This is a genomic window from Ruegeria lacuscaerulensis, from assembly GCF_013034745.1.
GTDB classification, from domain to species: domain Bacteria; phylum Pseudomonadota; class Alphaproteobacteria; order Rhodobacterales; family Rhodobacteraceae; genus Ruegeria; species Ruegeria lacuscaerulensis_B.
The window spans coordinates 274,589-287,636 of record NZ_WQGP01000005.1 but is presented as its reverse complement, the minus strand read 5'-3'; the positions used below and the strand labels follow the sequence as shown (position 1 = coordinate 287,636).

Annotated in this window: 14 protein-coding genes and 1 riboswitch; of the genes, 12 read left to right on the top strand and 2 right to left on the bottom strand. The window is 58.8% G+C overall.

What is annotated here, in order from left to right; translation table 11 throughout:
- Both GOV79_RS12255 and GOV79_RS12250 read right to left on the bottom strand, forming a co-directional pair.
- The gene (locus GOV79_RS12255) at positions 1-1,173 is read right to left on the bottom strand and encodes an acetate/propionate family kinase (protein ID WP_170789985.1); all 1,173 of its coding nucleotides are present in this window, start codon (positions 1,171-1,173) and stop codon (positions 1-3) included.
- On the bottom strand, positions 1,166-2,560 hold the full coding sequence (locus GOV79_RS12250; protein ID WP_170789984.1) for a bifunctional enoyl-CoA hydratase/phosphate acetyltransferase: 1,395 nt from the start codon (positions 2,558-2,560) through the stop codon (positions 1,166-1,168). The genes GOV79_RS12255 and GOV79_RS12250 overlap by 8 nt, the downstream gene beginning before the upstream one ends.
- A gap of 237 nt (positions 2,561-2,797) precedes the next feature.
- Positions 2,798-2,997: riboswitch (cobalamin riboswitch) on the top strand.
- Between the two features lie 102 nt (positions 2,998-3,099).
- On the opposite strand from GOV79_RS12250, the gene GOV79_RS12245 reads away from it, so the two are divergent.
- From GOV79_RS12245 to GOV79_RS12190, 12 genes are all read left to right on the top strand, one after another.
- On the top strand, positions 3,100-3,444 hold the full coding sequence (locus GOV79_RS12245; RefSeq protein WP_170789983.1) for a DUF1636 family protein: 345 nt from the start codon (positions 3,100-3,102) through the stop codon (positions 3,442-3,444).
- Positions 3,441-4,247, top strand: coding sequence for an ABC transporter ATP-binding protein (locus tag GOV79_RS12240; protein WP_170789982.1), 807 nt, complete (start codon positions 3,441-3,443; stop codon positions 4,245-4,247). The genes GOV79_RS12245 and GOV79_RS12240 overlap by 4 nt, the downstream gene beginning before the upstream one ends.
- Positions 4,244-5,191, top strand: coding sequence for an ABC transporter substrate-binding protein (locus GOV79_RS12235; RefSeq protein WP_170789981.1), 948 nt, complete (start codon positions 4,244-4,246; stop codon positions 5,189-5,191). Before GOV79_RS12240 ends, GOV79_RS12235 begins: the two co-directional genes overlap by 4 nt.
- Before the next feature lies 1 nt (position 5,192).
- The gene (locus GOV79_RS12230) at positions 5,193-6,206 is read left to right on the top strand and encodes a FecCD family ABC transporter permease (RefSeq protein WP_170773440.1); all 1,014 of its coding nucleotides are present in this window, start codon (positions 5,193-5,195) and stop codon (positions 6,204-6,206) included.
- Positions 6,207-6,411: 205 nt separating this feature from the next.
- Positions 6,412-6,927: a ferredoxin-type protein NapF gene (locus tag GOV79_RS12225; protein ID WP_170789980.1), complete on the top strand. Its 516-nt coding sequence runs from the start codon at positions 6,412-6,414 to the stop codon at positions 6,925-6,927.
- On the top strand, positions 6,924-7,217 hold the full coding sequence (locus GOV79_RS12220; protein ID WP_170773436.1) for a chaperone NapD: 294 nt from the start codon (positions 6,924-6,926) through the stop codon (positions 7,215-7,217). The genes GOV79_RS12225 and GOV79_RS12220 overlap by 4 nt, the downstream gene beginning before the upstream one ends.
- On the top strand, positions 7,214-9,706 hold the full coding sequence (gene napA, locus GOV79_RS12215; protein WP_170789979.1) for a nitrate reductase catalytic subunit NapA: 2,493 nt from the start codon (positions 7,214-7,216) through the stop codon (positions 9,704-9,706). The genes GOV79_RS12220 and napA overlap by 4 nt, the downstream gene beginning before the upstream one ends.
- A 27-nt stretch (positions 9,707-9,733) precedes the next feature.
- Positions 9,734-10,552, top strand: a complete 819-nt coding sequence (napG, locus tag GOV79_RS12210) for a ferredoxin-type protein NapG (RefSeq protein ID WP_170789978.1) — start codon at positions 9,734-9,736, stop codon at positions 10,550-10,552.
- Entirely contained in the window at positions 10,549-11,466 is a 918-nt protein-coding gene (gene napH, locus GOV79_RS12205; RefSeq protein ID WP_170789977.1) for a quinol dehydrogenase ferredoxin subunit NapH, read from the top strand. The genes napG and napH overlap by 4 nt, the downstream gene beginning before the upstream one ends.
- 12 nt (positions 11,467-11,478) lie before the next feature.
- On the top strand, positions 11,479-11,916 hold the full coding sequence (locus tag GOV79_RS12200; RefSeq protein ID WP_170789976.1) for a nitrate reductase cytochrome c-type subunit: 438 nt from the start codon (positions 11,479-11,481) through the stop codon (positions 11,914-11,916).
- Between the two features lie 29 nt (positions 11,917-11,945).
- Positions 11,946-12,647, top strand: a complete 702-nt coding sequence (locus GOV79_RS12195) for a NapC/NirT family cytochrome c (RefSeq protein ID WP_170773426.1) — start codon at positions 11,946-11,948, stop codon at positions 12,645-12,647.
- A gap of 13 nt (positions 12,648-12,660) precedes the next feature.
- Positions 12,661-12,918: a hypothetical protein gene (locus GOV79_RS12190; protein WP_170773424.1), complete on the top strand. Its 258-nt coding sequence runs from the start codon at positions 12,661-12,663 to the stop codon at positions 12,916-12,918.
- Positions 12,919-13,048 lie beyond the last annotated feature (130 nt).

Genomic DNA, 13,048 nt, shown 5'->3' with positions numbered 1-13,048 from the left:
TCACTCCATTAGGTTCGCAGCCGCGCGGGCGATCACCATTTCCTCATTCGTCGGAATCGACAGAATCCGCACGCGGCTGAAATCGGTTGAAAGAACCGTGCCACCATCGGCATTCCGGGCGTGATCCATCTCGATCCCGATCCAACGCATGCCGTCACACACCATCTGCCGGATTGCGGCCGAGTTCTCGCCAACACCACCCGTAAAGACCAGCGCGTCGATCCCTTCCAGTGCGGCTGACAATGCGCCCAATTCGCGGCGTATGCGGAAGACGTAATAGTCAATGGCCTTACGCGCCTCGGACGTGTCAGCGGACAGAAGGGTGCGCATGTCCGACGATATCCCCGACAGACCCAGCAGACCGGATTTGCGATACAGAATCTCGGCAATCTCATCCGCCGACAGGCCTTCCTGCTGCATCATGTAAAGCACAACACCAGGGTCAAGCTGCCCGCTACGCGTTCCCATTGGCAACCCGTCCAGCGCCGAGAACCCCATAGTCGAGGCCACCGCCCGACCACCCGAAACCGCACACATCGAGGCCCCGTTACCCAGATGCGCAATAACCACGCGCCCGTCGTACAAGCCCGGCGCGATCTCTTTCAGCTTTTGCGTTATGTAGTCGTAGCTGAGCCCGTGAAACCCGTACCGTCGTACGCCTTTGTTATAGTAGCTCTGCGGCAGGGCGAAGGTGTCGTTGACCCAAGGGTGTGTCCGATGGAACGCCGTGTCAAAGCAGGCGATCTGCGCCGTGTCCGGGAAGGCCGCGCTGGCTGCGCGTATCCCTGCAAGACTATAGGGCTGATGCAGCGGCGCGAAAGGTATGAACCCAGACAACGTCTCGACAACCGAGGCGTCAATGCGCACCGGCTCGGAATAAACAGTGCCCCCGTGGACGACGCGGTGCCCGATGGCACGTACATGGATGTCCGGCAGGTATTCCCGCGCCATTTCCAGAAAGGCGTGGATCGCCTCGTCATGGCTTTTGGTGTTGGTCAAAGGACGGTCGATCGAGCGTCCTCCAGCGGATTGGGCCAGCAAACGTGGTGCGTCGCCCAAACGTTCGATCTGGCCACGCCAGCGCATACTGGGGCGATTGCCCTCAACCAGCTCATAAAGCGCGAATTTCAGGGAAGAAGACCCGGCGTTCAGCGCCACAACATGATCAGCCATGGATTTTACCCTTGTTTGCATGCGCATGAAGCGCGGCTACAGCACAGGATGCCAATCGCGAGGCATCATCATCGGATCGTGACGTCAAAATGATGGGAACGACCGCACCGATCACGACCCCTGCCGCCTCGGCATGAGAGATGAAGGTCAACTGTTTTGCCACCATATTCCCGGCCTCAATATTAGGCGCGACCAGAATATCGGCAGCACCGGCAACCTCTGACGTGATCCCTTTGGTACGGGCGGCGTTCAGATCAACCGCATTGTCCATCGCCAGCGGCCCATCGACCAACCCGCCGGTGATCTGACCGCGCTCGGCCATTTTCGACAGCAAGGCCGCATCGACCGATGACGGCATATGCGGGTTGATCGTCTCAACCGCCGACAACACGCCGACCTTGGGCTGTTCGATTCCCAAAGAATGTGCCAGGTGAATCGCGTTTTGCACGATATCCGCCTTGGTTTCCAAATCAGGCGCAATATTCACCGCCGCATCCGTCACCATGATCGGGCGCGACATGCCCGGAACATCCATTACGAACACATGTGACAGTCGCCGCCCTGTGCGCAGCCCTTTTTCACGACGCAAAACCGCGTGCAGCAACTCATCGGTATGCAGATACCCCTTCATCAGGGTCTGCGCGCGTCCGTCGACTACAAGATCCACGGCACGGTGCGCGGCGATGCCGTGGCTGCGGGCCTCGACAATTTCGATGCCAGACAAGTCGGCCCCCAGCTCAGCGCCAGCAGCGGCGATTTTATCGGGGTTCCCGACGAGGATCGGCGAAATAATATGATTGGCATGCCCCAGCAACGCGCCGCTCAGAGAGTTGGGCTCTTCTGGCGCAACAACGGCGGTTGGCATCGGCTCTAGTGGGCGCGCTTTTTCCAACAGCGCGTCGAAATGGCGGTGCCGCTGCACGATCAGGCCAGGGACCTCGACCGAGTCGAACTCCATATGCGTCGAAGGCGGTGTGACCTGAACGGTGCCGCTGAGAACCAGTGCATTGTCAACGACCCGTCGCACTTCGGCTGAGCAGAGCAGATCACCATCGTCGCGCTTTTCCTCAACAGCGACAAAGGCAGTCAGTTCTTCACCCGCAAGCACCGGGAGGTGGAAGGCCAAATCCGCGCGGCGAGTCTGCGTTCCGGCGCCGGGCATGTAGTTTCCCAGCACGGCTGCGACCAGACCGGCGGGCCACAGCGCGGGTGCGACGGCTTCGGCAAGGCCGTCGCCATCCCCGTCATAGGTTGCCAGATGCAGCGGATTGTGATCGCCCGAGGCCGAGGCAAAAGCATAAAGGTCGTCAACCGTGCACAAGCGGGTCAGTTGTGCCGCGTCGCCAACCTTGAGCTGCTCGAAGGTTTTATTTTCCTGGATTTTCATAGCGTGCCAACTTTGGTTTTTCGGACGTCTTACCGACTTGGGTCGCGGGTTTAATTGATGCAGGTCAGTTCGGGGTCACAATAGTACCTCCAGCACCCTTGAGCCCGCAAAACGTAGCCTCGGCTTTCAAATTTTGCTGCGTCGCAGCATAACTGATTGCCCACTGAGCAGCAATATCCTTTGCGCTGTCTTCACCGGAACGTTGCGGAATCCATATTGACCCATGCTCTGATCTGAGGCAGTGACGCTACGATGGTTCCCGATGCTGCACGCGCGGGATGAAAAGGGAATACGGTAAGGTGCAGACCAAATCCGTAACTGCCCCCGCAACTGTAGGCGGTGAGCGACGCCAATATCCCACTGGCCGGATCAGGTCGGGAAGGGTGGCCAAGCACAGACCCGCGAGTCAGGAGACCTGCCATCTCAAACGCAACCAAACCGGGGCGGGGTGTCCTGGAAAGAGGCTCAATGTCACATCGACCCGATGTCATCAGAACCGTTCCTCTCCCTGCCCGTCTGGCATGCAGGTGGGGCGGAGCATGACGGATCATGTGGTGCTGATCTGCACGACCTGCCAAGGGGCAGAGGCGGCGCTATCGATTGCCGAGGCCCTGCGCGAGCGCCTGCCCGAGGGCTACGGCACACGGATGATCGAGTGTATGGCCGGCTGCGATCACCCACTGACCGTTGGATTTCAGGCGGGTGCGAAGGCACAATATCTGTTTGGCGAAATTCAAACCTCGGCCGATATCGACGCTTTGGCCGCTTTCGCGCGGCAATACCAAAACAGTTCCACAGGTTGGACCAAGGCAACGGATCGCCCCGAGGCGCTGTTGCACAAGACCTTGTCGCGGATGCCGCCCTTGGCGACGGAGGCCACATGACCGAACATGCGTTCCTTCAGGTCAACGGCGTCGGTTATCACGCCTATCACGGCGAAGTTCTGCTTCAGGACATCACCTTTGCGCTTCACGAAGGCGCGGTTCTGGCCATCGCCGGGCCCAACGGCGCGGGCAAGACAACGCTGATGAACCTTCTATGCGGGTCCGAGCATCCTTCTGACGGCAATGTATTGTTCAAGGGGCGAAATTTGCGCAGCATGTCGGCGACCGAGCGTGCGCGGATGATCGCTGTTGTCAGCCAGCAGGAATATCCCGACGGGCGGCTCTCCTTGCGCGAGTATGTAGCGCTGGGACAGATCCCGATCCGGTCCGACCGCTCGGCCGAGGCCCATGCCGCCGATCTTGCGCGAATTTTGGACCTGACCAGCCTGAACGATCTGGCCGACAAGCGCATGGCGGTTCTGTCGGGCGGGGAACGGCAGCGCGCCCATATCGCGCGGGCATTGGCACAAAACCCGGCACTGCTGTTTCTGGACGAGCCCACCAACCATCTGGACCCGGACGCCAAGGGGCGGATGTTGTCACTGGTGGCCGGGCTGGGGATCACAGTGGTGATGATCGTCCACGATCTGGTCATGATCCCGGAATTTGCGACGCATGTCGCGCTGATGAAATCCACCCGTCTTACCGGGTTCGGACCTGTGGCCGACGTGCTGACCACCGACCGCGTGCGTGACACGTTCGGTGTCGATTACCTGTTTTTCCAGCACGAGGGCCGCTTGATCCCGGCGCTAGACATCCGAAAAACCTCAGTTTCCAATCCAGTTAGGAGCATTTCCGAATGAAACACATCTTGTCCGTGGCGCTGGTTACAGCCATGGCGGGCGGTGCCGCCGCGCATGAAGTTACCGTCAACAATTGCGGCGAACCGCTGGTGTTTGAAACCCAGCCCGAGCGTCTGGTCGTGCATGACATGAACATGACCGACATGGCCTTTGCACTGGGTCTACAAGACAAGATCGTCGGCCTGACCGGGATTACCGGCTGGTACAAAACCAGCCCCGAGTTCGACTCGCTGCGCGGCGATATCCCGGAACTGGCCCCGAAATATCCGACGGTCGAGAACCTGGTGGCCGTTGAACCCGACCTGTTCTTTGCCGGTTGGTACTACGGAATGCGGCCCGGCGGTGATGTGACACCGGAAACGCTGGCGCCCTTCGGGATCAAGACTATGATCCTGTCGGAAAGCTGCGTTCACCTGCATAAGGACCGCCCAAAGGCCAGCATGGACCTGCTGTTTGACGATGTCCTGCGTCTGGGCAAGGTCATGCATGTTGAAGACAAGGCCGAAGCGTTGGTTTCAAGCTGGAAAGACGAGCTGGCCGCGATTGAGGCGAAAACCGCCGATCTGCCGAAACCGCGCGTGTTCCTGCTGGACGGGCCCGCTGATGCGCCCTTCACCGCCGGAAAATACGCCATCCCTGATGCGATGATTGCCGCTGCGGGCGGTCAGAACGTGACCCATGACATGGATACAAGCTGGGGCCGAAGCTCTTGGGAGGCCGTCGCCGCCGCGAACCCCGAGTTCCTGGTGCTGTTGGACTATCAAACCGGAAATGGCGCGGTGGATACGTTCAAATTCCTGCAAGAGCACCCGGTGATGTCGCAAACCGATGCGGTCAAAAACGAGCGCTGGATCGGTCTGCGGTACGAAGAACTAACGCCGGGACCCGCGAACATTCAGGCGATCTCGAAAATGGCACAGGCCATGCATAAGGGCCTGAACTAATTTGGGCCGTCTGGGGCTGACACTTTTGGTGGGGGCGGTCATTCTGGCCGCCCTTCTTCTGGTTTCAACAATCTACGGAACCACATCCATCCCTCTGTCCGATACATTCAAGGCCATATTGCTGGGCACAGGCCTTGTGGATGGAGACGTGTCGCCCCTGCACCGTATCGTCTTTGACCTGCGCCTGCCCCGCGCGCTGTTTGCGGCCGTGATCGGCGCTGGTTTGGGGATTGTCGGCGTTGTCTTGCAGACAACCACTCGGAACGATCTGGCCGACCCGTTTCTGTTCGGGCTGTCTTCGGGCGCTGCAGCGGGTGCTGTGTTCGTCATCACCGTAACCGGGGACATTCTGGGGTTCTGGACCTTGCCGCTGGCGGCGTTTTGCGGAGGGCTGGTGGCCTCTGGCATCGTGCTGGCTTTGGTACACGGATTGCGGACGAGCGCGCCTGAGAAATTGATTCTAGCCGGGCTTGCGGTGTCCTTCCTGTTCTCAGCCCTAACCAATTACCTGATTTTCGCAGGCGACAACCGTGCTGCCCATTCCGTCATCTTCTGGATGCTTGGCGGTTTGGGTCTGGCGCGATGGGAAACCTTCCCGCTGGTCTGCGCCGGGCTGGCGCTTATTCTGGCCTATGCCCTCTATCGTAGCCGCTGGCTGGATGCGCTGCTGACCGGAGATGTCACGGCAACAACACTGGGCGTTCCGGTTCAGTCGCTACGGTTCAAAATGTTCTTTGTTGCAGCACTCGCGACCGCCGTTTTTGTGTCGGTCGCCGGAGTGATCGGCTTTGTTGGCCTGATGGTTCCACATATTGCGCGCGGCATCGCTGGTCCTTTGCACAATCACCTTGTCCCGACGGCAGCCGTGGTTGGCGCGGTGCTGTTGACCGGGTCCGATATCCTCAGCCGCCTGATGCTTGCCCCGCAAGAACTGCCGGTCGGAATTGTGACGACCTCACTGGGGTCGATTTTCGTTTTCATTCTGCTGCTCAGAACGGCGAAGCCCAAAAGATAAATTGGCTTGTCTTTGTCAGTCCCGACGCTTGCCGGGCTGTCAGCGCACCTGCAACAATTTGACAAAACAGATTTTTTGCATGCATATTTTTTTAAGTTCCATGCAAAAACTGCCAAGAAATTGATCAATATCAAATCCGGCGCTGAACGAAGCCGTTAATCGGGAATAGCGACGAACAGAATCTAGCAAAGCCAGGTCTTTGAGAATGGGCCAAGTGACTACCCGGCGCGCCTTCCTGAGCGCGAGATTTCACGATGAGGACGGTGTGACAGCCAGACCTCCGGGATCGGTCGGGCCTGACTTTCTGAAGCACTGCACGAAATGCGGCGATTGCGCCTCGGCTTGTCCTGAGGACGTGATTGCAATCGCTGCGGACGGCTTTCCTGTTTTTCAACCCTCAGACAATCCTTGCACTTTTTGCGGTGACTGCGCCAATGCCTGCCCAACCCCTGCTTTGGATATCGACCTTGTGTCCAACTGGCCCTGGCGTGCCGCGCTGAAGCTGGACTCCTGCCTGTCGATGAATGGCGTCAGTTGCCGCCTCTGTCAGGACAATTGCGAAGAAAGCGCGATCCGGTTCTCGCTGCAAACCGGTGGTCGGGCCAAACCGACACTGGATGTGGCGGCCTGCACCGGCTGCGGGCTCTGCCCTACCGTTTGCCCGGCGGATGCCATCTCGCTGGACCACACCCCTCAACTCAAAATGGAAGCTGTGCAATGAACATCTGCGGTTGCCTTGCCCATGTCGCGCCCGACTACGCTACGGCTGCGGCGCAATCCATGAGCGATACACCGGGTGTGGAAATCCACGCCCAGACCGAAGACGGCCGTTTCGTCGTCGTGGTCGAAGATACCCCTGAACGCCTTGCGTCCGAGACCATCATGGATCTGCACCAGATCCCCGGGGTCGTGTCTCTGACGTTGACCTATCACCATTTCGAGGACCTTGCAGAGACCCGCCCGCGTCCCGATGCCCTAAGCCAAACCACCAGCCGGAGGCTCACGCTATGACACATTCTGAATCACGCCGGACATTCCTCAAGGCCACTGCGGCCACAGCCACGGCCTCGGCCGCCGGTATTCCGCTGGCCACAGGCGCGGCCGACGCTCAGGCGGCGACACCGGATATCCGCTGGGACAAGGCCGCGTGCCGGTTCTGCGGAACGGGCTGTTCCGTTCTGGTTGGCACCAAGGAAGGCCGCGTTGTGGCCACTCAGGGCGACCCGGACGCGCCGGTGAACCGCGGCCTGAACTGTATCAAGGGCTATTTCCTGTCCAAGATCATGTATGGCAAAGACCGCCTGACCACTCCGTTGCTGCGCAAGACCAATGGCGAATACGACAAGAATGGCGAGTTCGAACCGGTCAGCTGGGACGAAGCCTTTGATGTCATGGCCGCTAAGTGGAAAGAGGCGCTGGCCAAGAAAGGCCCGACCAGCGTGGGCATGTTCGGCTCGGGTCAGTGGACGGTCTGGGAAGGCTATGCCGCCGCCAAGCTGATGAAAGCGGGCTTCCGCTCCAACAACATCGACCCCAACGCGCGCCATTGTATGGCTTCTGCTGTTGTTGGGTTCATGCGGACCTTCGGCATAGATGAGCCGATGGGCTGCTACGACGATTTCGAGCACGCAGACACATTCGTTCTGTGGGGTTCCAATATGGCCGAAATGCACCCCATCCTGTGGTCGCGCCTGACAGACACGCGTTTGACCAAACCGGGCAGCGAAGTTCATGTTCTGTCAACATTTGAACATCGTTCTTTCGAATTGGCGGACAATGGCATCGTGTTCAACCCACAGACCGATTTGGCGATCCTGAACTACATCGCCAACTACATCATTCAGAATGGCGCGGTGAACGAAGACTTCGTCAAAAAGCACGTAAACATCACCAAGACGGCAACCGATATCGGTTACGGCCTGCGCGACGAAAACCAACTTCAGCAAGACGCGGAAAACCCGAACTCGGGCAAAATGGAACCCATCAGCTTCGAAGAATATGCCAAAGCTGTTGAGCCTTACACTTTGGAATATGTATCTGAACTCTCAGGTGTTCCCGCTGACAAGCTTGAGAAACTTGCGAAACAATATGCGGATCCGAACCGGAAAGTCATGAGCCTTTGGACCATGGGTTTCAACCAGCATACGCGCGGTTCGTGGGTGAACTCGCTGATGTACAACGTCCACCTTTTGGTTGGCAAGATTTCCGAACCCGGCAACTCGCCCTTCTCGCTGACCGGCCAACCATCTGCCTGCGGCACCGCCCGAGAGGTTGGCACATTTGCCCATCGCCTGCCCGCGGACATGGTTGTCGCGAATGACGAGCACCGCGAGATTTGCGAAACCGCATGGAAAATTCCCGAAGGTACAATCCCGCCAAAACCTGGCTTCCACGCTGTTTTGCAACACCGAATGCTGAAAGACGGTGTGCTGAACGCGTATTGGGTTCAATGCAACAACAACATGCAAGCCGCCCCGAATATCAATGAGGAAGGGTACCCCGGTTATCGCAATCCTGAAAACTTCATCACAGTTTCAGATCCCTATCCAACCGTCACCGCAGTTTCAGCTGACCTGATCCTGCCAACGGCTATGTGGGTCGAGAAAGAAGGCGCATATGGAAACGCCGAGCGCCGCACTCAGTTCTGGCATCAACAGGTTAAAGCCCCGGGCGAGGCTAAGTCCGACCTTTGGCAGCTGATGGAATTCTCGAAACGCTTCACCGTAGAAGAAGTTTGGGGCGAAGAGCTGCTGGCCAAGATGCCAGAGCATCGCGGCAAGACGATGTTCGAGGTTCTGTTCCAGAACGGGAATGTGGACAAATACCCGCTTTCTGAAACCGCCGAAGGTTTCGACAATGACGAAGCAAAGCATTTTGGGTTTTACGTGCAGAAAGGATTGTTCGAAGAATACGCCGAATTCGGGCGCGGCCATGGGCACGATCTGGCACCTTTCGAAATGTACCATCAGGCACGCGGTATGCGTTGGCCGGTCGTGGACGGTAAAGAAACGCTTTATCGTTTCCGCGAGGGCTATGACCCCTATGTGCCCGAAGGGGCCGACGTGAAATTCTATGGCCACAAGGACGGCAAGGCCAAAATTATCTTCGCGCCTTACGAACCTGCTGCTGAAGAGCCGGACAATGAATACGACTTGTGGCTCTGTACTGGTCGGGTTCTGGAACACTGGCATTCGGGTTCGATGACCCGCCGGGTTCCGGAATTGCACCGCGCCTTCCCATCAGCTGTTGTTTTCATGCACCCCGACGACGCCCGGGATCGCGGTCTGCGGCGCGGTCAGGAAATTGTTTTGTCCACTCGCAGGGGCGAGGTGACCAGCCGGGTCGAAACCCGCGGGCGCAACAAGGTGCCACGTGGGCTGGTCTTCATGCCTTGGTTTGACGAGCACCAACTGACTAACAAACTGACGCTGGATGCAACCTGCCCGCTGTCGAAGGAAACCGACTACAAGAAATGCGCCTGTAAGGTCGAGCGCGCGTAAGAGACTGGCAAGGTAAAGGTAAGACCCATGTCTGGTGTTGGCTCTCCCCTCTCGCCGCGGCGGCGCCGGTTCCTGCAGGACTCGGCGCGCGCCGCTGGCGGCTGCGTGGCGGCCGGGTCCTTGTTGGCCTGGCTGGCACGCGACGCGCGGGCTTTGCCGGCCGAGGCCTTGCGTCCCCCCGGTGCCTTGCCGGAACAAGACTTCCTGTCCGCCTGTATCCGTTGCGGCCTGTGCGTGCGGGACTGCCCCTATGACACGCTGAAACTTGCCGAGCTTGGCGTCGATGCCGTCGCCACCGGCACACCCTATTTCACCGCTCGCGACGTGCCTTGCGAGATGTGTGACAACATTCCCTGTGTCGCCGCCTGCCCCACTGGGGCGCTGGACCCCTCGCTGGACAACATCGACGACGCCGACATGGGGGTGGCCGTTCTGGTCGATCAGGAAAACTGCTTGAACTTCCTGGGGCTGCGGTGCGACGTCTGCTACCGCGTCTGCCCCGTGATTGACGAGGCAATCACGCTTGAGACCGCGCATAACACCCGTTCGGGTCACCACGCGCTGTTCCTCCCTACCGTACACGGCGACCGCTGCACCGGTTGTGGAATGTGCGAGAAAAGCTGCGTTCTACCGGAAGCCGCGATCAAGGTTCTGCCCACCCGGCTGGCACGCGGTAGCAGTGCCGACCACTATCGCAAAGGCTGGGAAGAAAAAGCCGCCAAAGGCGCGCCTGTGGTCGAAGGTATCATAGACCTGCCCGACCGCCTGCCCGGACCGGGTACCGATAATCTGGTCACGCCTGGCGGCTTTGCGCCGGAGTACAATTTGCCGGGGGCCGGACAATGAGCACCCGCACCCATATGCCTGTCGGACAGGAAGCCATCGAAGTCAAAGGCTGGATCGGCGCGCACAAATACCTGCTGCTGCGCCGTGCCTCTCAACTGTTCTTTCTGGTTCTGTTTCTGCTGGGCCCGTGGTTTGGCATCTGGATCGTACAGGGCACGCTGGCCGGGTCGTTGACCCTTGGCGTGCTGCCGCTGACCGACCCTCTTGTGCTGCTGCAAAGCGTGGTTGCCGGGCACTGGCCCGAACTGACCGCCCTGATCGGAGGCCTGATTGTTCTGGTCGCCTACGCGCTGATCGGCGGGCGCGTCTATTGCTCCTGGGTCTGCCCGATCAACCCGGTAACCGATGCCGCCCATTGGCTGCACCGCAAGCTAGGCCTGCCCAAAGGCTGGCAACCCAAACGCGGTACGCGGCTGTGGATATTGGCCACGGTACTGATCGTCTCGGGTCTGTCCGGGGTCATCGCGTGGGAACTGATCAACCCGATCACCATGCTGCATCGTGGCCTGATCTTTGGCGCGGGCTTTGTCTGGGCGATGATCGTTGCGATCTTCTTCTTCGACCTGTTCGTGTCACGCCACGGATGGTGCGGGCACCTGTGCCCGGTCGGAGCATTCTATGGCCTGATCGGCACCAAAGCGATGTTGCGTGTCAGCGCGCCCAATCGCGCAGCCTGTGACGACTGCATGGATTGCTTTGCCGTCTGCCCGGAAAACCACGTCATCTCACCCGCGTTGCGCGGCAAAACCGGCACCACACCGCTGATCCTGTCGCCCGACTGCACGAATTGCGGCCGCTGTATCGATGTTTGCGCGGTTGATGTTTTCAAGTTTACTCACCGGTTCGACGACCACGTCGCCGCACCTTCCGAACCCGTTCCCGCGCCCATTCAGCGCGCAGCCAGACCCACCTAAGGGAGTGCCAAGATGAACAAGCTAATCCTGACCGGCGTCACAGCCCTGATCCCCGTCATACTCCTGAGCGGTTTCGCCCTTGCCCAATCCGCGCAAGTCGAAGCCCTGCGCGGGGCCGAGGTTGATGAACCCGTTCCACTCGATCAGGTCCACCGCACTATCGAAGGGCGTATGCAGAGGAATTACCGGCAGCAACCTCCGCTGATCCCGCATTCAATCGAACAATACCAAATCGATCTGCGGACCAACCAATGCCTGTCCTGCCACGACTGGACAAAGGCGGGTGAGCGCAACGCACCCACTTTATCGATGACGCACTATCTGGACCGCGAAGGACGTGAACTGGATCAAATCGCCGGTACTCGGTACTTCTGCAACCAGTGTCATGTCCCACAGGCAGACACGCCGGCGCTTGTCGATAACGTTTTTGAACCTTCTTCCGGAAACTGATCCAACGCTTGACTGAAAGGAGCACCGAAATGGCAGACTCCCCCGAAAAACGCGGCTGGATCGGCCGCATCTGGAATGCGATCTGGACACCGACCGTTCTGTTCAGCTCGGGCTTTTTGGTGCTGGCAGGGTTTCTGGCCGGTATCCTGTTCTGGGGTGGGTTCCACTGGACCCTGGAACTGACCAATACCGAAGAGTTCTGCACCTCGTGCCACACGATGGAAACGAACCTTGGCGAATACCGCGAGACGATCCACTACAACAACCACTCGGGCGTGCGGGCTATATGTTCGGATTGCCACGTGCCGCATGAGTGGAACCACAAGATCAAAGCCAAGATCATGGCGGTCAAGGATGTCTATCACGAGCTGGCTGGCACCATCGGCACGCCCGAGAAATACGAAGAACATCGACTGAGCATGGCCACCGCCGTGTGGAAAAAGATGAAAGCTTCAGACAGTCGTGAATGCCGCAACTGTCACAACTTCGACTATATGGACTTCACCCTTCAGGAAAATCGTGCGGCGTCCGAGCATCAGCGTGCCATCGACACCGGCATGACCTGCATCGACTGCCACCAGGGGATTGCGCACAGCCTGCCACCTGGACATCTGCAGCGGTATCAGGAAATCACCGAAGAGCTGGCTGCTGACGCACCGACACCGCTGGGTCAACAGGTGGCGGACGGAAGTGAAGAAATCCGGTCATTCCTGACCAATCGGTCCGAGTAAAAAGGAGGCAGATATGCTGGAACTTCTGGGAACAATCGGAGCCAACATAATCAGCCTGCCCGGTATATTGGGCCTGGCACTGGGTATGATGACCCGCAACCCCTTGCTTGGCGCGGTGATGGGAGGCGTTGTTGGAGTCGCTGAAACGCTAATCTTTGCGCATTGGTCATTCGCCAATTTCGGAACAGGCGAACTGCTTATCGCAGTGGTCGTCGGGATGTGCGCAGGGGCCTTGGGTTCGGCAATTCGCATCAAGGGCGCTACTGTTTGATGTTTTGACAAACAGGTTTGCCGTAGCAAACTTTGCATTGAACAGTTGAAGGCGGTGCTAAATTGGCGCCGCCTTCTCTTTTCGCGCAAAAGTTGCGCTCGACGAAAACGGCCCACAAACATAGAAAACA

Coding starts and splice junctions, on each gene's coding strand:
- GOV79_RS12250 (WP_170789984.1), bottom strand. CDS start 2,560: ATGAAAATCCAGGAAAATAAAACCTTCGAGCAGCTCAAGGTTGGCGAC.
- GOV79_RS12245 (WP_170789983.1), top strand. CDS start 3,100: ATGACGGATCATGTGGTGCTGATCTGCACGACCTGCCAAGGGGCAGAG.
- GOV79_RS12255 (WP_170789985.1), bottom strand. CDS start 1,173: ATGGCTGATCATGTTGTGGCGCTGAACGCCGGGTCTTCTTCCCTGAAA.
- GOV79_RS12190 (WP_170773424.1), top strand. CDS start 12,661: ATGCTGGAACTTCTGGGAACAATCGGAGCCAACATAATCAGCCTGCCC.
- GOV79_RS12220 (WP_170773436.1), top strand. CDS start 6,924: ATGAACATCTGCGGTTGCCTTGCCCATGTCGCGCCCGACTACGCTACG.
- GOV79_RS12240 (WP_170789982.1), top strand. CDS start 3,441: ATGACCGAACATGCGTTCCTTCAGGTCAACGGCGTCGGTTATCACGCC.
- GOV79_RS12200 (WP_170789976.1), top strand. CDS start 11,479: ATGAACAAGCTAATCCTGACCGGCGTCACAGCCCTGATCCCCGTCATA.
- napA (WP_170789979.1), top strand. CDS start 7,214: ATGACACATTCTGAATCACGCCGGACATTCCTCAAGGCCACTGCGGCC.
- GOV79_RS12225 (WP_170789980.1), top strand. CDS start 6,412: ATGGGCCAAGTGACTACCCGGCGCGCCTTCCTGAGCGCGAGATTTCAC.
- GOV79_RS12195 (WP_170773426.1), top strand. CDS start 11,946: ATGGCAGACTCCCCCGAAAAACGCGGCTGGATCGGCCGCATCTGGAAT.
- napG (WP_170789978.1), top strand. CDS start 9,734: ATGTCTGGTGTTGGCTCTCCCCTCTCGCCGCGGCGGCGCCGGTTCCTG.
- napH (WP_170789977.1), top strand. CDS start 10,549: ATGAGCACCCGCACCCATATGCCTGTCGGACAGGAAGCCATCGAAGTC.
- GOV79_RS12235 (WP_170789981.1), top strand. CDS start 4,244: ATGAAACACATCTTGTCCGTGGCGCTGGTTACAGCCATGGCGGGCGGT.